The organism is Borborobacter xinjiangensis (genome assembly GCF_047739745.1).
In the GTDB taxonomy this organism is placed as follows: Bacteria; Pseudomonadota; Alphaproteobacteria; order Rhizobiales; family Rhizobiaceae; genus Pseudaminobacter.
On record NZ_JBLLVA010000002.1, the window covers coordinates 379520 to 398349 of the forward strand.

General features: G+C 60.6%; 19 protein-coding genes and 1 tRNA gene. 12 read left to right on the forward strand and 8 right to left on the reverse strand.

The window, feature by feature from the left end; genetic code table 11:
* Positions 1–33 precede the first annotated feature (33 nt).
* The 4 genes from serS to ACLKMW_RS04150 all read left to right on the forward strand — a co-directional run bounded on the left by serS (position 34) and on the right by ACLKMW_RS04150 (position 4420).
* Positions 34–1338, forward strand: a complete 1305-nt coding sequence (gene serS / locus ACLKMW_RS04135) for a serine--tRNA ligase (RefSeq protein WP_415723102.1) — start codon at positions 34–36, stop codon at positions 1336–1338.
* 6 nt (positions 1339–1344) lie between these two features.
* The gene (gene surE / locus ACLKMW_RS04140; RefSeq protein WP_415723103.1) at positions 1345–2103 is read left to right on the forward strand and encodes a 5'/3'-nucleotidase SurE; all 759 of its coding nucleotides are present in this window, start codon (positions 1345–1347) and stop codon (positions 2101–2103) included.
* Positions 2100–2753, forward strand: coding sequence for a protein-L-isoaspartate(D-aspartate) O-methyltransferase (locus tag ACLKMW_RS04145; protein WP_415723104.1), 654 nt, complete (start codon positions 2100–2102; stop codon positions 2751–2753). Before surE ends, ACLKMW_RS04145 begins: the two co-directional genes overlap by 4 nt.
* Before the next feature lie 179 nt (positions 2754–2932).
* Positions 2933–4420 (forward strand): peptidoglycan DD-metalloendopeptidase family protein, encoded by a 1488-nt coding sequence (locus tag ACLKMW_RS04150; RefSeq protein WP_415723105.1) that lies wholly within the window; start codon positions 2933–2935, stop codon positions 4418–4420.
* Positions 4421–4508: 88 nt separating this feature from the next.
* Here ACLKMW_RS04150 and ACLKMW_RS04155 read toward each other — a convergent pair whose 3' ends face one another.
* Positions 4509–5384, reverse strand: coding sequence for an ATP-binding protein (locus tag ACLKMW_RS04155; protein ID WP_415723106.1), 876 nt, complete (start codon positions 5382–5384; stop codon positions 4509–4511).
* A 174-nt stretch (positions 5385–5558) separates the two neighbouring features.
* Between ACLKMW_RS04155 and yajC the strand changes: the two genes are divergently transcribed.
* The 4 genes from yajC to ACLKMW_RS04175 are packed head-to-tail and all read left to right on the forward strand — an operon-like array spanning position 5559 to position 9774.
* Positions 5559–5897 carry a preprotein translocase subunit YajC gene (yajC, locus tag ACLKMW_RS04160; protein ID WP_415723107.1) on the forward strand — a complete coding sequence of 113 codons (339 nt, stop codon included), beginning with the start codon at positions 5559–5561 and terminating at the stop codon, positions 5895–5897.
* A 47-nt stretch (positions 5898–5944) separates the two neighbouring features.
* Complete coding sequence (gene secDF, locus ACLKMW_RS04165; protein ID WP_415723108.1) at positions 5945–8503, forward strand: protein translocase subunit SecDF; 2559 nt, start codon at positions 5945–5947, stop codon at positions 8501–8503.
* A 7-nt stretch (positions 8504–8510) separates the two neighbouring features.
* Positions 8511–8900, forward strand: a complete 390-nt coding sequence (locus ACLKMW_RS04170; RefSeq protein WP_415723109.1) for an Mth938-like domain-containing protein — start codon at positions 8511–8513, stop codon at positions 8898–8900.
* A gap of 1 nt (position 8901) precedes the next feature.
* Positions 8902–9774, forward strand: coding sequence for a phytoene/squalene synthase family protein (locus ACLKMW_RS04175; protein WP_415723110.1), 873 nt, complete (start codon positions 8902–8904; stop codon positions 9772–9774).
* On the opposite strand, the gene trmFO is transcribed toward ACLKMW_RS04175, so the two are convergent.
* Complete coding sequence (gene trmFO / locus ACLKMW_RS04180) at positions 9775–11181, reverse strand: methylenetetrahydrofolate--tRNA-(uracil(54)-C(5))-methyltransferase (FADH(2)-oxidizing) TrmFO (RefSeq protein WP_415723111.1); 1407 nt, start codon at positions 11179–11181, stop codon at positions 9775–9777.
* A 136-nt stretch (positions 11182–11317) separates the two neighbouring features.
* Here trmFO and ACLKMW_RS04185 point away from each other — a divergent pair, with 136 nt between their 5' ends.
* Positions 11318–11923, forward strand: a complete 606-nt coding sequence (locus ACLKMW_RS04185; RefSeq protein ID WP_415723112.1) for a hypothetical protein — start codon at positions 11318–11320, stop codon at positions 11921–11923.
* A gap of 339 nt (positions 11924–12262) precedes the next feature.
* Here the strand turns inward: ACLKMW_RS04185 and ACLKMW_RS04190 are convergent, their stop codons facing one another.
* Both ACLKMW_RS04190 and ACLKMW_RS04195 read right to left on the reverse strand, forming a co-directional pair.
* Positions 12263–12403 carry a DUF1127 domain-containing protein gene (locus ACLKMW_RS04190; RefSeq protein ID WP_415723113.1) on the reverse strand — a complete coding sequence of 47 codons (141 nt, stop codon included), beginning with the start codon at positions 12401–12403 and terminating at the stop codon, positions 12263–12265.
* Positions 12404–12453: 50 nt separating this feature from the next.
* Positions 12454–12594 carry a DUF1127 domain-containing protein gene (locus ACLKMW_RS04195; protein WP_280819307.1) on the reverse strand — a complete coding sequence of 47 codons (141 nt, stop codon included), beginning with the start codon at positions 12592–12594 and terminating at the stop codon, positions 12454–12456.
* A gap of 236 nt (positions 12595–12830) precedes the next feature.
* On the opposite strand from ACLKMW_RS04195, the gene ACLKMW_RS04200 reads away from it, so the two are divergent.
* Entirely contained in the window at positions 12831–13946 is a 1116-nt protein-coding gene (locus tag ACLKMW_RS04200) for a DUF2157 domain-containing protein (RefSeq protein ID WP_415723114.1), read from the forward strand.
* Entirely contained in the window at positions 13943–14518 is a 576-nt protein-coding gene (locus ACLKMW_RS04205; protein ID WP_415723115.1) for a GDYXXLXY domain-containing protein, read from the forward strand. Before ACLKMW_RS04200 ends, ACLKMW_RS04205 begins: the two co-directional genes overlap by 4 nt.
* A gap of 14 nt (positions 14519–14532) precedes the next feature.
* On the opposite strand, the gene ACLKMW_RS04210 is transcribed toward ACLKMW_RS04205, so the two are convergent.
* Positions 14533–14617, reverse strand: a tRNA-Leu gene (locus ACLKMW_RS04210).
* Positions 14618–14968: 351 nt separating this feature from the next.
* Between ACLKMW_RS04210 and tig the strand changes: the two genes are divergently transcribed.
* Entirely contained in the window at positions 14969–16447 is a 1479-nt protein-coding gene (tig, locus tag ACLKMW_RS04215; protein WP_415723196.1) for a trigger factor, read from the forward strand.
* Between the two features lie 86 nt (positions 16448–16533).
* Here the strand turns inward: tig and radC are convergent, their stop codons facing one another.
* From radC to ACLKMW_RS04230, 3 genes are all read right to left on the reverse strand, one after another.
* The gene (radC, locus tag ACLKMW_RS04220) at positions 16534–17286 is read right to left on the reverse strand and encodes a RadC family protein (protein WP_415723116.1); all 753 of its coding nucleotides are present in this window, start codon (positions 17284–17286) and stop codon (positions 16534–16536) included.
* Positions 17287–17373: 87 nt separating this feature from the next.
* A complete protein-coding gene (gene map / locus ACLKMW_RS04225; protein ID WP_415723197.1) occupies positions 17374–18201 on the reverse strand; it encodes a type I methionyl aminopeptidase in 828 nt (275 codons plus the stop codon).
* A gap of 139 nt (positions 18202–18340) precedes the next feature.
* Positions 18341–18826 (reverse strand): Lrp/AsnC family transcriptional regulator, encoded by a 486-nt coding sequence (locus ACLKMW_RS04230; RefSeq protein ID WP_415723198.1) that lies wholly within the window; start codon positions 18824–18826, stop codon positions 18341–18343.
* Between the last annotated feature and the right edge of the window lie 4 nt (positions 18827–18830).

Sequence of the window (18830 nt, forward strand, 5' to 3'; positions counted from 1 at the left end):
TTAGTGTACTCTCATCACGACCGGACTTTTTTCATGCTTGATATCAAATGGATTCGTGAGAATCCGAATTCACTCGTCGAAGCGTTGGTTAAGCGCGGGCACTCGGCCGCATCGGCCCAGGCGACCGTAGACGATCTCGTTTTGAAAGATGAGGAACGTCGGGCTCATCTTGGCGAACTTCAGGTCAAGCAGGAGCGCCGCAACGCCGCCTCCAGGGAAATCGGCAACGCGATGCGCGCCGGAGATTCAGCGCTGGCCGAAACGCTGAAGGGCGAAGTGGCCGAGATCAAGAGCTTCATCCAGAACGGCGAGGCGCGCGAGCGCGAGCTCGACAAGGCGCTGGATGACGCGCTTGCCGTCATCCCCAACATACCGCTTGACGATGTCCCGGTCGGTGCCGACGAAAAGGACAATGTCGAGAAGCGCAAGTTCGGAACCGTTCCGCCGCGCTCGAACTGGACCAGGGAGCATTTCGAGATCGGCGAGGCGCTCGGCCTGATGGATTTCGAGCGGGCCGCGAAGCTGTCCGGCAGCCGGTTCACCGTACTGAAGGGCCAGTTGGCCAGGCTTGAACGTGCGCTCGGGCAGTTCATGCTCGACCTTCACACGACCGAGCACGGCTACACGGAAATGCAGCCGCCGTTATTGGTGCGCGACGAAGCATTGTTCGGTACGGGAAATCTGCCGAAGTTCGAGGAGGATTTGTTCTTCGTCCCACATGGTGAGAGCCGGCTGGGGCTCATTCCGACGGCGGAGGTTTCGCTGACCAATATGGTGCGCGAAGAAATCCTCTCCCTACAAGACCTGCCGCTGCGCATGACGGCGCTGACGCCCTGCTTCCGCTCGGAGGCAGGATCGGCCGGACGCGATACGCGCGGAATGCTGCGTCAGCACCAGTTCTACAAGGTCGAGCTGGTTTCGATCACCGATGCGGAGAGCTCGCTTGCCGAGCATGAGCGCATGACCCAATGCGCCGAGGAGGTGCTGAAACGTCTGGACCTGCCGTTCCGCACCATCACGCTGTGCACCGGGGATATGGGTTTTGGCTCCCGCAAGACCTACGACATCGAGGTCTGGCTGCCAGGCCAGAATGCCTATCGCGAGATCTCGTCCTGCTCGGTCTGCGGCGATTTCCAGGCGCGGCGCATGGATGCCCGTTATAGGCCCGATGCCGGCAAGCAAACGCGTTTCGTCCACACGCTGAACGGCTCGGGCGTCGCGGTGGGTCGGGCGCTGATTGCCGTTATGGAAAACTACCAGAACGAGGACGGCAGCGTAACCATTCCGGAAGTGTTGCGGCCTTACATGGGCGGACTGGAAAAGATCGAGCGCAAGTGAGGCGATGTGCGGATTCTGTTGACCAATGACGATGGTATCCATGCCGAAGGTCTTGCTGTTCTCGAACGCATAGCCCGAACCATTTCAGACGACGTCTGGGTGGTCGCGCCCGAGACCGACCAGTCGGGATTCTCGCATTCGCTGTCATTGTCGGAGCCGCTGCGTCTTCGCCAGATCGATGAACGTCACTTTGCCGTGCGCGGCACCCCGACCGATTGCGTTATCATGGGGGTGCGGAAGGTTCTTCCTGGCGCGCCGGACCTTGTCCTTTCCGGCGTCAATTCCGGATCAAACGTCGCCGACGACGTGACCTATTCCGGCACGATCGCCGGCGCCATGGAAGGCACGTTGCTCGGCATCCGCTCCATCGCGATCAGCCAGGCTTACAACGTGAAGGGGGCCGCGCGGCTGGTTTCGTGGGAAACTGTCGAGACGCTGGCGCCCGAGTTGCTTGAGCGGCTGCTGAAGATAGATCTGCCTGACGGCGTGTTCCTGAACGTCAATTTCCCGAACTGTCCGCCCGAAGAAGTGGAGGACACTCTTGTGACCCGTCAGGGCAGGCTGACGCATGGCCTGTGGATCGACGAGCGGGCCGACGGACGTGGCTTTCCATATTACTGGCTGCGCTTCAGCCGCGAAACGGAAGAACTGAGAGAGGGCAGCGATCTTCACGCGGTCCGCAGCAAATTCATTTCTGTCACGCCGCTGAAGCTCGATCTGACCGCTCATGAACTTCGGGACCAACTGACCAAGGCGCTTGCATGAATATTTCGGTCGATGACCGCGAAGGCTTTGCCGCATTTTTGCTGAGGCTGCGCGGTCGCGGCATAATCCCCAAGGACATGATCGCCGCATTCGAGGCGACACCGCGCCGCGCCTTCATTCCCGCTCAGTGGAATGCGATGGCATGGTCCGAGCGCATGCTGCCGATCGAATGTGGCGAGACGATAGAGGGCGCCGATCTGCAGGCTGCGGTCATCGCCGCGCTCGCCATAGAACCCGGAAGCCGCGTGCTCGAAATCGGCACGGGCTCCGGTTACACGGCTGCGGTAATGGCAAGGCTCGCCGCGCGCGTCGTCACCGTGGAGCGCTTCAAGACATTGACGGAACTGGCGCGCCAGCGTCTTGAGGCGCTCGGAATCACCAACGCGTTCGTTCGCCAGGCCGACGGTTCGAACGGGCTTGCGGGCGAGGGGCCGTTCGATCGTATCGTCGTGTGGGCGTCATTCGACGGCCTTCCGCGCGTTTTCGTCGATCAGCTCTCCAGCGGCGGCATCATGATCGCGCCGATCGGTCCCGACGAGGGCGAACAGGTGATGGCAAAGCTTACCAAGCTCGGCAGCCGGTTCGAGCGCGAGGACCTCGGTCCCGTGCGCTTCCAGCCGATGGCGCGAGGCGTGGCGGCCGTCATCTAAAATTCCGCGAAGCCGCGGCTCAAACGCCTTGCAATCAGGCGCAAGCAAATCCCCGTCCTTAACCGACCAGTAACATTAACGCGCTTTAATTACCCCTAGTTTGTAGCGGGTGTACGCGGGTTATTGCGATGCGTTTCAGTATTTTGACAAAGAACAAACGTGCTCTGGCGCGTAGCGCCATGATATTCATCGCCGCCGGTACGATGGCCGGGTGCAGTGCCCAGGCTACGCGATTCGGCGGTGGCGGCATCGACGACCTCTTCACGGCCTCGACGCCCAATCAACGCCAGATCATCAAGCAGCAGCAACCTTATCCGGGTGATACGCAGGTTGCGGCCGCGCCGGTGGAAAGGGCACAAACCACTCCCGTGAGCCGCAACGCGCTTCCGCCCGTTTCATCTCAGCCGCTGCCCCCGGTCAACGAGCCCGCGCCAGCACTGGCGCCCGTTTCTTCCGCCTCTTCCAGGAGCGCCGAACCCGCACCGGCACTTGCACCTGTTGCTGCCGCAAATCGTCTCGATCAGACGGTGACCGGAACGGTTTCCCGCCCGCCGCAGCCGGCAATGGCAAGCCTCGAAAACGATCCGGAAGGATGGTCTCGCGCCGGAGGCACGCAGATTACCGCCAAGGAAGGCGAGACGGTCTACAATCTTTCGCGGCGCTTCGGCGTGCCGGCCAATGTGCTGATGAAGGTCAACGGTCTGTCGGAGCAGAGCGGCTTGCAGGCCGGCCAGAAGGTCATCATCCCGACCTATGTCTATTCCAGCAGGGCTCCGGTTTCGGCGCCCGACAGCAACCCGAATGTCGCCGATGCGAAATCCTCGACCGGCACACGCTACGATGTGCCGGCCAACAAGGTGCCGGTGCCTGCAACAGCTCCGAACGCCAATGTAGCGGTGCTGCCCCAGGCGCCGAAGACGGAAGGTGGAAAGCCGGGCGTTCAAGGGTCGTCGGCTCCCGGCACGTACAAGGTTCAGGCCGGCGATACGCTGACGCGGATCGCCAGGAACACCGGAGTTTCCGTTGCGGCTCTCAAATCGGCAAATGGTTTGCAGGACGGCGTGGTTCGCATCGGGCAAACACTGCAAATCCCCTCAGGAAATGCTGCCACTGTCGCCGCCGCCGGGTCAGACCCTGTCGTGACCGGTGCGACCGGGCCGGCGCAACCGGCTCAGCAGACACAGCCGGCGCCGCAGGCCGAAAAGGTCGCTGCCTACACGCCTCCGAGGAAGGCCACCAAGGTTATCGAACAGGCCGAACAGGAAAACACCGCCGCGACCCCGAATTCGACAGGGATCGACCGTATGCGCTGGCCGGTTCGTGGCCGCATCATTTCTGCTTACGGCAAGGGTGGCGGCAAGTCGAATGACGGTATCGACATCCAGGTGCCGGAAGGCACGCCGGTCAAGGCGGCCGAAAACGGTGTCGTCATCTATGCCGGTGACGGACTGAAGGAATTTGGCAATACCGTTCTGGTGCGGCACGAGAACGGTCTGGTGACAGTCTACGGCCACGCCAGCGAGTTGAAAGTCAGTCGCGGCGAGAAGGTCAAGCGAGGGCAGGAGATCGCCCGTTCGGGCATGAGCGGCAGCACCGATTCTCCGAAGCTGCATTTCGAAGTTCGCAAGAATTCCTCGCCGGTAAACCCCACGACCTATCTGGAGTAGTGGCGAACGGCGAGCTGCGAAGAGAACATCCTCTTGCGAATGGTGATGGTCGTGCGACCATTCACCATTCACCATTCACCATTCACCATTATTCTTTCAGCGGCTGGCCGAGCCTTCCCGCCAAGTCCTGGATGAATTGCCACGCGACGCGTCCAGAGCGGCTGCCGCGGGTTGTGGCCCATTCCAACGCTTCAGCGCGCAAGGTGTCGGGCTCGATGGCCAGTCGGTGATAACGCACATAGCCGTCGATCATGTCCAGATATTCATCCTGCGAGCATTTGTGAAAGCCTAGCCATAGGCCGAAACGATCGGAAAGTGAGACTTTTTCCTCCACCGCCTCGGATGGATTGATCGCGGTTGAGCGTTCGTTCTCGATCATATCGCGGGGCAGAAGGTGCCTGCGGTTCGACGTGGCATAGAATATCACATTTGCCGGCCGGCCTTCGACGCCGCCTTCGAGCGCTGCCTTCAGGGATTTATACGAGGTATCGTCATTGTCGAACGAAAGGTCGTCGCAAAACAGAATGAAGCGAAAGGGGGCGGCCTTGAGGATAGCCATCAACTTCGGCAGGGTGTTGATGTCCTCGCGGTGGATTTCGATGAGCTTCAGCGGCGCTTCGACTTTCCGCTGGTGATTGATCGAGGCATGAACAGCTTTCACCAATGACGATTTGCCCATGCCCCGCGCGCCCCACAACAGCACGTTGTTGGCGGGCAGGCCGGCCGCGAATCGCTCCGTATTGTCACGCAGAATGTCGCGCACCCGATCGACGCCACGGATCAGCCCGATGTCGACGCGATTGACGTGGCGAACCGGCTCAAGCATGCCCGGATCGGCAGCCCACACGAAGCAATCCGCCAGGTTGAGGTCGGTGCGGGGCGGCATTGGAGGAGCCAAACGGCTGATTGCATCGATCAGCAGATCGAGTTTCCGGGTAAGGGTTTCGATCGTCTTTTCGGTCATCGGGTATTCCGCATTCGTCACAATTATCCGTGCGATCGCTCTAACACGCGCAAACCGGGCGGAAAAGCAGCCAAGGAAGCCGCTTGCGCAGTTGCAAAGGAGGCTTTACCGACTATATTCCGCCCAACTTCACGGTCTCTACGCAGACCTCTTCCGCCATTTCAGGAGTTTTTGATGTTTGTGACACCGGCATACGCACAAGCGACGGGCACCAGTCCGGACATGCTGATAAGCATTCTGCCGTTCGTACTGATTTTCGTGATAATGTATTTTCTCATCATCCGGCCACAACGCACGCAGCTGAAGAAGCGCGGCGAGATGCTGGCGGCAGTGCGTCGTGGCGATACGGTGGTCACCGGCGGCGGCTTCGTCGGCAAGGTGACCAAGGTCATCGACGACAATGAACTCGAGATCGATCTCGGCAACGGCTTGAAGGTGACGGCGTTGCGTTCCACGATCGCCGATGTGCGTGTGAAGGGCGAGCCGGTCGCCAACCAGAACACAAAGAAATAGAACTTTTTCCGCGGAGCCTGCGGGCTCCGCTGAAGCGACGAGACGCCATGCTTTATTTTTCGCGCTGGAAAACCATAACGATCTGGGCGATCGTCGCTTTGGGGGTACTGTTCTCGTTCCCCAATCTGCTTTCGCAATCGACGCGCGATGCGCTGCCCGATTGGCTTCCCAACCGCGCCATGACGCTCGGGCTCGACCTGCAGGGTGGCTCGCACATCCTGCTGGCGATCGATCGGCAGGACCTTATCAACGAACGTCTGGCGACCACGCGTGACGATATCCGCACGCTGCTGAGGGACGCCAAGATCGGCTATACCGGGCTGACCGGCAGCGGCAAGACCATTCAGGTTCGTATTCGCGAGGCAAACGAAGTCGACAAGGCCAAGACTGCGCTTGCCTCGTTGACGGCGCCGGTCTCTTCCAGCCTGTTCGGCGCAGGCTCGGTGATCGAAACGACCTTGGCCGAGCCGGAACCGGGATTGCTGCGTTATACGCTGACCGAGGAGGGCATCGATTATCGCGTCAGCACCGCGGTCACCCAGTCGATCGAAGTGGTGGGGCGGCGCGTCAACGAACTCGGCACGACCGAACCGATCATCCAGCGCCAGGGCGCCGACCGCATTCTCGTGCAGGTGCCCGGTCTCCAGGACCCGCAGCGGCTGAAGGATATTCTCGGCCAGACGGCGAAGCTGACCTTCCAGATGGTCGATCAGAGCGTGCCGGTGCAGGAGGCGATCGAGGGCAGGCCGCCGGTCGGAACTTCGGTCCTTTATTCGCAGGACGACCCGCCTGTGCCGTACCTGATCGAGGACCGCGTCATCGTCGCCGGCGAGAACCTGGTCGACGCCCAGGCGACCTTCAACCAGCAGACCAGCGAACCCGTCGTTTCATTCCGCTTCGACGCCAAAGGGGCGGCCCGGTTCGGCCAGGCTACCCAGCAGAATGTCGGGCGGCTCTTTGCCATCATTCTCGACAACCAGGTGATTTCCGCGCCCCAGATCCGAGAGCCGATCATCGGCGGCACCGGGCAGATTTCCGGCAATTTCACCACCGAGAGCGCCAACGATCTGGCTGTGCTTTTGCGTGCCGGCGCGCTGCCGGCCGATCTGACCATCATTGAAGAACGCACGGTGGGCCCAAGCCTTGGCGCGGATTCGATTTCCGCCGGTGCATTCGCCTCGGCGATTGCCGCCGCGCTGGTTTTCGCCTTCATGCTGCTCGCCTATGGCCGGCTCGGCGTGCTGGCGAGCATCGGGCTTGCCGCCAACGTGTCGATGATCATCGCGATCCTCACTGCGCTCGGCGCCACGCTCACGCTGCCAGGCATCGCCGGCATCGTGCTGACGATGGGCATGGCGGTCGATTCCAACGTCATCATCTTTGAGCGTGTTCGCGAGGAGCGAGCGCAAGGACGATCCCTGGTGCAGTCGCTCGATTCGGGCTTCCAGCGCGCATTGGCTACCGTCGTCGACGCCAACCTGACGACGCTGATCGCCGCCGTGATCCTGTTCTATATGGGTACCGGGCCGATCAGGGGCTTTGCCGTTACGCTCGCCATCGGTATCATCACCACGGTTTTCACCGCCTTTACCCTGACGCGCTGGCTGATTGCCATATGGCTGAAGCGCTCGCGCCCGACAGACCTGCCGGCTGGTTTCGTTCACTATCTGCCGCTCGACCCCAAGCTCAACATCATGCGCTGGCGCAAGCTGGCCTTTGCGCTCTCGGGGGCTGCCTCGGTGCTGATCGCGGTGCTCTTCGTCACCGTCGACATGAACTACGGCATCGACTTCAAGGGCGGCTCGATGATCGAGGTGCAGGCCAAGAACGGCCCGGCGGACGCCGGCGACGTTCGCGCCCGATTGAGCGAGGTCAATATCGGCGATGTGCAGGTTCAGGAGTTCGGCGATGGCCGCGAACTGATGATCCGCGTCGAGGGGCAGGCCGAAGGCGGCGACAACGCCGAACAGACGGTTATCGAGAAGGTGCGCGGGGCGCTGGACGCGGATTATGAATTCCGCCGCGTGGAAGTTGTGGGCCCGACCGTGTCGGCCGAACTGGCGATGTCCGGCACGCTCGGCGTCATCGCCTCAATGCTGGCCATGCTGATCTACATCTGGTTCCGTTTCGAATGGCAGTTCGCGCTTGGCGCGATTATTTCGACGCTGCACGACGTGATCATGATGGTTGGGCTTTATGTGATCGTCGGTCTCGAATTCAACCTGTCCAGCATCGCGGCGGTTCTTACGGTGGTCGGCTATTCAATCAACGACACGGTCGTCATCTACGACCGCGTGCGTGAGAATTTGCGACGATACAAGAAGATGTCGATCGTCGATCTGCTCAATCTTTCGCTGAACCAGACGCTGTCGCGGACATTCCTGACTGGCTTGACGACGCTGTTTGCACTCGTTGCACTCTATCTGTTCGGCGGGGAAGTCATCAGCTCGTTCATGCTCGCCATGCTGTTCGGCGTGATCGTCGGTACCTATTCGTCGATATTCGTGGCCGGGCCGCTGCTGATCCTGTTCAAGCTTCGGCCGGACATGTTCGACAAGAACACCGATGCGACGGTGCCGACCTCGGCGCAGCCGTCGAAGTCGTAGACTGCACATGGCGGCCGGGATCGTCATCCACGACGCGCATTTTCCCGGTCGCGCTCCGGTCGACGCCTATGGCAACGGCGGCTTTCGTTTTGCCGATATGTCGCACAAGGGCTCGATCCTTTGCCTGCCGTCCGGCATTCATGGCTGGAAGCCGGCGGACCCTTCGGCGCTGGACGTACCGGATTTCGACCGGGTGCTGGCGGAAGCGGGCGACATCGAAATTCTGCTTGTCGGCACGGGAAAGGAACTGCGTCCCTTGCCGCAGTCGCTTCGCAAGGCGTTGAAAGATGCCGGAATTTCGTCTGACCCGATGTCGACGGGAGCGGCGGTGCGAACCTACAATGTCCTTCTTGCCGAAGACCGCGCGGTCGCTGCGGCCCTGATCGCCGTCGACTGACATGGACGACAACGCTACGATTGTCATGGAGGCGGTTCGCGCCGCCGACCGCGACCGCTATCTTTCGGTTCTCTACGCGCCGGAAGAAAAGCGGGCAGCGCTCTTTGCTCTTTATGCGTTCAATGCCGAGATCGCCGGAGTACGCGACCGCATCCGCGAGGCCCTGCCGGGTGAGGTGCGGCTGCAATGGTGGCGCGACGTGATTTCCGCTGGCACTCGGCAGGCAGCCGCCGGTCATCCGGTCGCAGAGGCGGTGATCGAGACGATTACCGCCTGCCATTTGCCGCAGGAGGCCTTCCTCAACTACCTCGATGCGCGGATTTTCGATCTCTACGATGATCCGATGCCATCGCGAAACGATCTGGAAGGCTACTGCGGCGAAACGGCTGCGGCTCTGATCCAGCTCGCCTCGTTGATTCTGGAGGCGGAGGCCGCCCCCGAATTCGCGAACCTTGCGGGCCATGCCGGATGCGCGCAAGCCATAACCGGCCTGCTCAGACTGCTGCCCATCCATCGGTCGCGCGGCCAATGCTACATTCCGAGAGAAATACTCACCGCCGTCGGCTCCTCGCCGGAAGAATATTCGAAGGGCGAGGCAGGAGCAGGGGCGGCGCAACTCGTCGGTGCGATGATTGCGCTGGCGCAGGAGCATCTCGCCGCGTTCGAGAAGGACGCCTTTAACTTGCCGGCCACTCTGCGCCCGGCATATCTGCCGACGGCGCTAACCGGACCCTATCTGAAGAGAATAGCGCTAGCACGAGCGGGTGCGTTCACGAGGACGCCTGAGCTTCCGGCCGTCATTCGGCAGTGGGTTCTGTTTCGGCATGCTTCGAGAGGCTGGGAGCAGCGCCCGGTCCGAGCCGATCGATCCTGACTATTCCGCCGCCTGGATTTCATGCAAGGCGCCGAGCCATGCCCGGCAATCACCCAGTGCCCGGGCGGTTATCGCATGGCGTTTGGCAACGATCTTGTCTTTTCCGCGCAACCGCTTTCCTTCGGATTTCGGCGTCTCGACCGAGGGAAACAAGCCGAAATTGATGTTCATCGGCTGGAAGGAACGCTTTCCCGGCTCATCCTCCGATACGATGTGGCCACCGGTAATGTGGTTGAGGAGCGCACCAAAAGCGGTGGTCATTGGCGGTGGAACCGCTTCCTGCCCCAGAAGTTCAGCCGCGGCAAAGCGCCCCGCCAGTAAACCGATCGCTGCGGATTCGACATAACCCTCGCAACCGGTGATCTGGCCGGCAAAACGCAACCCCTTTCGGCTTCTAAGCTGAAGTGTTCCGTCGAGCAGCGTCGGCGAATTGATGTAGGTATTGCGATGCAGACCACCCAGCCGTGCGAAATCGGCGTTCTCCAATCCGGGAATCATCCGGAAGATGCGCACTTGCTCGGCATGCTTCAGCTTGGTCTGGAAGCCGACCATATTGTAGAGCGTGCCCAGCGCATTGTCCTGACGCAACTGAACGACTGCGTAAGCCTTCACTGACGGATTGTGCGCATTCGTCAGGCCCATCGGTTTCATCGGCCCGTGCCGCAGCGTCTCGACGCCACGCTCCGCCATGATCTCGACAGGCAGGCAGCCGTCGAAATAGGGCGTGCCTTCCCATTGCTTGAACTCAGTCTTGCCACCGTCGATAAGGGCCTGCACAAATGCTTCGTACTGGGCCTTGTCCATCGGACAGTTGATATAGTCCTTGCCGGTGCCACCCGGGCCGATCTTGTCGTATCGCGACTGAAACCAGCAGATATTCATGTCGATCGTGTCGAAATGCACGACCGGTGCGATTGCGTCGAAGAATGCCAGCGCGTCCGCGCCGGTTTCATGCGCGATTGCGTCGGCGAGAGAAGGCGCGGTGAGCGGACCGGTAGCGAGGATGGCCTGGCGCCATTCCCTCGGGGGCAGGCCGGTCAGTTCCTCCCGGACGATGGTGACAAGCGGATGCGCTTCGAGCCGCGCGGTGACGGCAGCAGAAAAGCCATCGCGATCGACGGCCAGCGCGCCGCCCGCCGGCACCTGGTTGGCGTCCGCTGCGCTCATGATAAGCGAGCCTGCAAGGCGCATTTCGGCGTGGAGAAGCCCAACCGCATTGGCTTTGGCATCATCGGAACGAAATGAATTGGAGCAGACCAGTTCGGCAAGCCCGTCGGTCTTGTGCGCATCGGTGCCGCGAACGGGTCGCATCTCATGCAGGACAACCGGCACGCCGGCATTTGCCGCTTGCCATGCCGCTTCCGAGCCGGCCAGGCCACCGCCGATGATGTGAACGGGTTCTGTCATGCCAGCCGAAATAGTCGTCAGGGAGACGAATTGCAAGAAAGCGCCCTCGTTTCATTTTTGCCGCGCTTGCCAGGGATTCGCAAGTTGGCGCGATGACGGCATTGTCGCCGGCAACGGCTGTGGCTAATCATTGGATATGACGCATCCTTTAAGCGCCCGCGCAGCGATGTTAGCAGTTGTCGGCCTGGCTGCGGGCTGGGTTCCGGTGTCCAGCCTCAGTGCCGGCGAAGCCACCACGGGGAGGGCCTCCATCAGGATCTGTCACGGTTTCGGCTGCCACTTCAGATCTGAACTGGATCTTGCGAGCGGCGACGAAAAGCGCCTTGCCGCGATGCTTTCGGCGGGCGCTTCCTCTCCGCGTGCCGAACGGGTCGCCGTATCCAAGGCGGTTCAATATTATGAGAACCGTGCGGTACGCGTGATTGGCGTGCGTGACCAGGGCAAGTCCACTGCCAAACAATTGGGCAAGCGTGGCCAGATGGATTGCATCGACGAATCGACCAACACTCGCGCGTTTCTGCTCCATCTCGAAAGACGCGGCCTGCTGAAGCATCACACAGTGAATCGGAACGTCACCCGCGGCTTCCTGATTGACGGACGCTATCCGCATTCGACAGCGGTATTACGGGAAAAATCCGGAACGAAGTGGGCGGTCGACAGCTGGTACGAACCGACGGGCGGCCCGCCCGACATCATGCCGCTGTCGGAATGGCTGAAACGCGGCGTAATGGGGGTCCGCTGAGCCGCGCCTCGCCCGCCTGCCAGCAAGCCGTCAAACACACATATCCTGGAAACGACAACACCCGCCGGGGGAGGAGGTCCGGCGGGTGTCGTGTGGGTCGGCCAGCAATCGGGAGGAGGAGACGCCGGCCGTATTCACTGGAGCCTGGGAGGAGGTAGGCGCCAGCGAAATTCTTTTCGCCGTTTAAAGGGTGCGAAAGCCCTTGAGAGGGAAACAACACCCGCCGGGGGAGGAGGTCCGGCGGGTGCCGTTTAGGTCCGGTCAGCAATCGGGAGGAGGAGAAGCTGACCGTATTCGTCGGCGCCCGGGAGGAGGTAGGCGTCAACGAAATTCCGTAGTTCAGATCGCGCGGCGCGCGACCGTGTGGATCTCGCTGCGGCTAATGCCGAGATCGGAAAGTTCGCGGTTCGACAGGCGGCCGAGCTCATTCACGGTTTCGCGGTAACGGCGCCAGTTGCGGTAGTTGCGGAGAATGTTCATTTTTCTTGCTTTCTATAGACTGTGTTTCGGCGTTCGGGCTCAAGGCCTCGTTAGATCGACTTGCGCGCGACGAAGTGAATGTCGCTGCGGCTGATGCCGAGGTCGGTAAGCTCGCGGTTCGAAAGGCGGCTCAGCTCGGACACGGTTTCCCGGTAGCGGCGCCAGTTGCGATAGTTGCGGATGAGGTTCATGGCAGTGCTCGTTTCGTCTTCGGTTCGTTTTCGCTGTCTCTGTGTACGATGCGTAGATAGGACTGTTCTTCGTGGTTTGAAATAGCTGTTGGTGCATAGCAGCAATGCGTTTTGTGCATTGCACCATCAACTGACGTTAATGGCTGTGGCATAAGTAGGGTCTCTTCGCAAAAATGCCATAATGTCAAAGACTTGAATGATGTTCTTTTTGTCGCACCCTCTCGGAGGAAAACCTATTGGCTAGCTACGCATCGCGCTTGAAACAGGATATCGCGCGCTGGGCTGAGACGGGCATTGTCGACGCGTCGACGGCAGCCGCGCTTTTGCAGGACGCTGAGGCGAACGAGCGCCGATCTTTCAGTTTCGGTTTCGTATTGGCGATCATGGCGGCGTTGCTGCTTGGTGCTTCCATCCTCCTGCTGATTGCCGCCAATTGGGGATCGATCCCGCGTCTCGTGCGAGTTTGCGGGTTGTTAGCAGTCCTGTTCGGCGGCTATGTCGGCGGTGCCGTGTTGAAGCAGCGTGGTGATGACGCTCTGGCAGAGGCGTTGTGGCTGGTCGCCGCCAGCTCCTTCGGCGCGTCGATCGCGCTCATAGGCCAGATGTATCATTTCTCCGGCGACTTGGACGCCGCCTTGCTGACCTGGTGTGTCGGCACCGTACTGGCCGCTTTCCTGCTCCGGTCCGGCCCGCTGACGGTCGGCGCTGTGGCCATTGCGATGGCGTGGTTGATATTGCGCGGGGTGGAAAATTGGGGGGCCGGTTTGCCTTCCCACCTTTATCTGGTGATCGCGCTGCTCCTCTGGCTGGTTTCTTATTGGACGCAGAGTCGTGCCGCGCGCCACCTCATCCTGCTTTCGCTCATTCTTTATGTCGCACTGCTGGCGGTGCAATATGAAGTTCTCGGATTGGCCACTGTGCTTGCCATAGGCTCGGCTGCGCTGTTTGCGCTTCACGTCAGGATTCCGGGCGAAGTCGAGAGGGTCATCCGTCTCGGCAGCGGTTTCCCGGCACATTGCCTTGTTGGCTTCCTTGCCGGTCTGGCGATGATTCAGGCCGAACTTGTGGACGAAGGCATGTCTCTGGCGTTTGCGGCGCTGGCGACGTTTGGAGGCATTGCCGCAGCCTTGTACCTGGCGGGGCGTGAAAGCCGTGTCCTGCGCTCTATCGCCTATGTCGGGTTCGGGCTGGAGCTTTGCTTCGTTTATGCGGTCACAATGGGAACGATGCTCGGCACGGCCGGCCTGTTCCTGGCGTCCGGTGTGCTTCTCGGCATCATCGCCATTTTCATCATCCGTGTGGAGAGGCGTATCAGGACCGGAATCTCGGGGCATGGAGGAGCAACCGCATGATTGTCCGCCAAAGGCTTATTGCGTCGGCGATCGTCGTGGCATTGCTGCAGATCGCGTTCCTGTCCTGGATGATCGCTGGACGCGCCATGACATTGCGCAACGGGCAGGATGTCCTGCTCAAGGTCGAGCCGGTCGATCCGCGCGACCTGCTGCGCGGCGACTATGTCCAACTCGGCTACGATATCTCCACGATCCCGGAAAAGATCGTCGAGAACATGCCGGAAGACCCGCAGACCGTCGCGGCCGGGCCTATCTATGTGCGCATAAATAAAGATGCCGACGGCTTCTGGCGACCAGTATCCGCGTCTCTCGGCCAGCCTTCGACAACTGCCCGGCGCGAGGGAGAGATCGACATTCGCGGCAATGTTCTGTCCCGTTGGGGTGACGATGTATTGCGGGTCACATACGGCATTGAGCGCTTCTATCTGCCGGAAGACGAGGGGAAGGCTATTGAGCGGGACATGCGCGTGCGCAGCTTCGGCATCGTCGCTTCCATCGACGCGGACGGCACGGCGCAGATCAAGGCGCTGATGGATGGCGAGACTAAGCTTTTCGAGGAGCCGCCTTATTAGCGCTCGGAGCCGGCTGGTGCGGATGAGAGGAGTCGAACCTCCACGCCTCTCGGCACTGGAACCTAAATCCAGGGCGTCTACCAGTTCCGCCACATCCGCAATGGGCCGGAAATCTCACGTGATCCTCGTTATGTCAATGTCGCAATCACAAGATGGCTACGGGCCCAAACGTGCGAAGAGAGTTGAAAATTCGACTGGTGTGTGACAAAAGGCGTGTCAAATGTGACGGGTTGTAACTGTCCGCGTCCGACGGATGTGGTAAGAAGCAGGAAAAACAAAAGCTTACCTCGTTCTTGGAGCGCATTCAAAGCTAGCGGCAACTGGTAGACGGTACCATTTCGACGCACTTGCTTGTCCCGCACCCAGGAACTACCCCGGCACGATATTCCGACAGGCCAAATGGCGGGACGCCGTTTGTTCAGCGTCATTGGTGAAAACAAAGGTTCGACGATGCAGGTTACCGAAACTCTCAATTCCGGTCTTAAGCGCGAAATCAAGGTGACCGTGCCGGCCGGTGACCTCGAAGCCAAGCTCGTGGAGCGGCTTTCGGAGGCTAAGGACAAGGTCCGCATCAACGGCTTCCGCCCCGGCAAGGTGCCCCTGCAGCATCTGCGTAAGGTCTATGGCAAGTCGCTGATGGCCGAGGTGGTGAACGACATCCTGTCGAATTCGGCGCGCAAGATCATTGCCGACCGTGGTGAAAAGGCGGCCATGCAGCCGGAAGTCATCATGACCGAGGACGAGAAGGAAGCCGAGAAAATCCTCGCGGGCGCCGCCGATTTCGAATTCCAGCTCGCCTATGAAGTCATCCCGGAAATCACCATAGAAGATTTCAGCAAGATCGCGGTGACGCGTCAGGTGTTCGACGTACCGGACGAGGAAATCGACGAGCAGGTCAAGCGCGTTGCCGAGTCCGCCCGCTCCTACGAGCCCAAGACGGGCAAGGCCGAAGAAGGCGACCGCGTCACGATTGACTATGTCGGCAAGATCGACGGCACGCCGTTCAATGGCGGCACCGGTTCTGACCAGCCGCTGGTGCTCGGCTCCAAGGAGTTCATCCCGGGCTTCGAAGACCAACTGGTCGGCACCAAGGCAGGTGATGAAAAGCTCGTGACCGTGACCTTCCCGGAAGACTACGGCGCGTCGGAACTGGCCGGCAAGGAAGCCACTTTCGATGTGACGGTCAAGGAGGTGAGCAAACCCGGACCGCTGGAGATCAACGACGAGACCGCCAAGAATCTCGGCCTCGAGTCGCTCGAGCGTCTGCGTGAGATCGTGCGCGGCCAGATCGAGAGCCAGTTCGGCTCGATGACGCGGCAGAAGGTAAAGCGCCAGTTGCTCGACCAGCTCGACGCCACCTACAAGTTCGAGGCGCCGTCCAAGCTTGTCGAGGCGGAGTTCTCCAACATCTGGAATCAGGTGACGCGTGAACTGGAAACGGCTGGTCGCACCTTCGCCGACGAAGAGACGACGGAAGAAGAGGCGCGTGAGGAATATATGCGCCTTGCCGAGCGCCGCGTGCGTCTCGGGCTGGTGCTGGCCGAAATCGGCGAAAAGGCTGGCGTGCAGGTGTCGGACGAAGAGTTGCAGCGCGCACTGTTCGAGTTCGTGCGTCGCTACCCGGCCAACCAGCAGCAGGAAGTCTTCGACTTCTATCGCAACAATGCAAATGCGCTGACCACGCTTCGGGCACCGCTGTTCGAGGAGAAGGTCGTCGATCATCTGCTTACTCAGATTTCCGTCACCGATCAGAAGGTGAGCAAGGAAGAGCTGATGGCGGATGACGAGGAGGATGCCGCCAAGCCGGAGAAGAAGACCAAGAAAGCTGCTGCCAAGAAATCCGACGACGCCGACAAGGCTGAAAAGGCAGAGCCGAAGAAGAAGGCCGCGCCCAAGAAGAAGGCCGCCAAGGAAGACGATGCCGAATAATCTTTCGGCGTGACGTAATAAAAAAGGCCGCAGCAATGCGGCCTTTTTTATTTGCGTTCAGTTCAGTGGCTGCGAAGCGACTTTGTTCAGATCAAAAGCAGGCCTTTCATGCTGGCATGGCCCTTTTTGCCGATGATGATGTGGTCATGCACGGCGATGCCCAGCGGCTTGGCAGTCTCGACAATCATCTTGGTCATGTCGATGTCGGCGCGCGACGGCGTCGGATCGCCCGACGGATGATTGTGGACAAGGACGATTGCCGTGGCCGAAAGCTCCAAGGCCCGTTTCACCACTTCGCGCGGATAGACCGGCGTGTGGTCGACCGTGCCGGTCTGCTGCACTTCATCGGCGATCAGCGCATTCTTCTTGTCGAGAAACAGGATGCGAAACTGCTCGCGCTCCTCGAAAGCCATGGCGGCGCGGCAATAATCGAGCACCTGGTTCCATGACGAAAGGATCTCGCGGCCCTTGATTTCGCTGCGTGCCATGCGCAGCGCCGCCGCAGCCACGATTTTCAGATCGACCGCGGCGCCCTCGCCAATATGCTCGACCTCGCGAAGCAGGTGCTCGGGAGCGCCAAGCACCTCGGCCAAAGAGCCGAAGCGCTTCAGCAGAGCCTTGGCTCGCTCCTTGGTGTCGGCGCGGGGGATGGAACGAAACAGGAGTAATTCCAGTATTTCATAGTCGGAAAGCGCTTCGGCTCCCGCCTGGCGAAAACGTTCGCGCAAACGTTGGCGATGTCCCAGATAATGCGGCTTTTCCTCGACCGGTTTGACAGAGCGCATTGCAGGCGGCCGCTGTTCGGCGAAAAAGCCACGCTCATCCTCATCGTCATGCATGCAGCGTGCGCCCCCGCTCTTGTTCCGCAACGCTTTGAATCTATGCAGATTCCCGGCGGAAATCGATTCCGATTTTCGGGCCGGGTGTCAGGAAGGCAGGCCCGGCCGATCAAGGCCCTTGGGCGACAGCGTGAAGATCTCGCAGCCGGTTGCCGTCACGCCGACCGTGTGCTCGTACTGCGCCGAAAGCGAGCGGTCCCGGGTAACGGCGGTCCAGCCATCGGACAAGACCTTCACATGCGGGCGGCCGAGATTGATCATCGGCTCGATGGTGAAGATCATGCCTTCACGCAGCTCCACACCTTCGTTGGGGCTGCCATAGTGCAGGATGTTCGGAGCGTCGTGGAACAACTGCCCGACACCGTGTCCGCAAAAATCGCGCACCACGGAGCAACGCTCGCTCTCGGCATAGCTCTGGATGGCCGCGCCGATCGCGCCAGTCCTTGCGCCGGGACGAACGGCTGCAATGCCGCGCATCAGGCATTCGTGGGTGACTTCAAGCAGCCGTTCAGCCGCACGCTTGATACGCCCCGCCGGATACATGCGACTGGAATCGCCATGCCATCCGTCGAGAATGTAGGTGACGTCGATATTGACGATGTCGCCTTCCTTCAGCGGCTTGTCATCGGGAATTCCGTGGCAAACCACATGGTTGATGGAAATGCAGGAGGATTTGGTATAGCCGCGATAGTTCAGCGTGGCGGGCAGTGCGCCATGGTCCATGCCGAATTCGAAGACGAAACGGTCGATGGCGTTGGTCGTCACGCCGGGCGCCACCATTGAGGCGAGTTCGTCCAGGCAGCGTGCCGTCAGATTGCACGCCTTGCGCATGCCGGCGAACGCCTCTTCGCCATAAAGCCGGATTTGTCCGGTATTTCGTGATGGTGCCGTCGTGGCGTCCAGATAGGTGACCATGGATTTGACCCAGCGCTTGCGGGCGGCTCGCAGAGAAGTGGCCGCGTTTGCCCCCTGATGTGACATCGGATCGGGCTGGCTTCAAGTCCCCCGCAGGTTGAAACGGTCAAATGCCGCATCGCGAAAGTGAGAGCCGGTACTATGAAGCAGTTTGCGGCAGCAGCGTCTCAAGTGGGAGGACGCCCTCGTCCTTCACGGTTCTTATGACGACATAGGTGGAGTAGCGGTCTATTCCGAGCTCACGTTCGAGCAGCGCGTCGACCAGGCGCTGGTAGGCGGCGATATCCTGAGTCACGATCTTGAGAACATAGTCGACTTCGCCGCCGACAATCCAGCAGGCGACGATCTCGGGAATATCGCCAACCGCACGCTCGAAGCGTTCGAAATCGCACTGCCTGTGCGCGCCAAGCGACACTTCCATCAAGATCGTCGCGACCGGCGCGACATGCCGCGTCGAAACCCGTGCATGATAGCCGGTGACGATGCCGGCCCTTTCGAGCTTGCTCAGGCGCATCCAGGATTGCGCTGGCGGCAGCCCGATCTCGTCGGCAAGCGCCTGTTTGGTGATGCGCCCGTCACGCTGGACGGCATCGAGTATGCGCAGATCGATCGGATCGAGTTTCAGCAAA

What these genes read in the sequence shown, in the direction of transcription:
- serS (WP_415723102.1), top strand. Translation starts at nt 34, where the DNA reads ATGCTTGATATCAAATGGATTCGTGAGAATCCGAATTCACTCGTCGAA.
- ACLKMW_RS04145 (WP_415723104.1), top strand. Translation starts at nt 2,100, where the DNA reads ATGAATATTTCGGTCGATGACCGCGAAGGCTTTGCCGCATTTTTGCTG.
- ACLKMW_RS04150 (WP_415723105.1), top strand. Translation starts at nt 2,933, where the DNA reads ATGATATTCATCGCCGCCGGTACGATGGCCGGGTGCAGTGCCCAGGCT.
- ACLKMW_RS04155 (WP_415723106.1), bottom strand. Translation starts at nt 5,384, where the DNA reads ATGACCGAAAAGACGATCGAAACCCTTACCCGGAAACTCGATCTGCTG.
- yajC (WP_415723107.1), top strand. Translation starts at nt 5,559, where the DNA reads ATGTTTGTGACACCGGCATACGCACAAGCGACGGGCACCAGTCCGGAC.
- secDF (WP_415723108.1), top strand. Translation starts at nt 5,945, where the DNA reads ATGCTTTATTTTTCGCGCTGGAAAACCATAACGATCTGGGCGATCGTC.
- ACLKMW_RS04170 (WP_415723109.1), top strand. Translation starts at nt 8,511, where the DNA reads ATGGCGGCCGGGATCGTCATCCACGACGCGCATTTTCCCGGTCGCGCT.
- ACLKMW_RS04175 (WP_415723110.1), top strand. Translation starts at nt 8,902, where the DNA reads ATGGACGACAACGCTACGATTGTCATGGAGGCGGTTCGCGCCGCCGAC.
- trmFO (WP_415723111.1), bottom strand. Translation starts at nt 11,181, where the DNA reads ATGACAGAACCCGTTCACATCATCGGCGGTGGCCTGGCCGGCTCGGAA.
- ACLKMW_RS04185 (WP_415723112.1), top strand. Translation starts at nt 11,318, where the DNA reads ATGACGCATCCTTTAAGCGCCCGCGCAGCGATGTTAGCAGTTGTCGGC.
- ACLKMW_RS04190 (WP_415723113.1), bottom strand. Translation starts at nt 12,403, where the DNA reads ATGAACATTCTCCGCAACTACCGCAACTGGCGCCGTTACCGCGAAACC.
- ACLKMW_RS04195 (WP_280819307.1), bottom strand. Translation starts at nt 12,594, where the DNA reads ATGAACCTCATCCGCAACTATCGCAACTGGCGCCGCTACCGGGAAACC.
- ACLKMW_RS04205 (WP_415723115.1), top strand. Translation starts at nt 13,943, where the DNA reads ATGATTGTCCGCCAAAGGCTTATTGCGTCGGCGATCGTCGTGGCATTG.
- tig (WP_415723196.1), top strand. Translation starts at nt 14,969, where the DNA reads ATGCAGGTTACCGAAACTCTCAATTCCGGTCTTAAGCGCGAAATCAAG.
- radC (WP_415723116.1), bottom strand. Translation starts at nt 17,286, where the DNA reads ATGCATGACGATGAGGATGAGCGTGGCTTTTTCGCCGAACAGCGGCCG.
- map (WP_415723197.1), bottom strand. Translation starts at nt 18,201, where the DNA reads ATGGTCACCTATCTGGACGCCACGACGGCACCATCACGAAATACCGGA.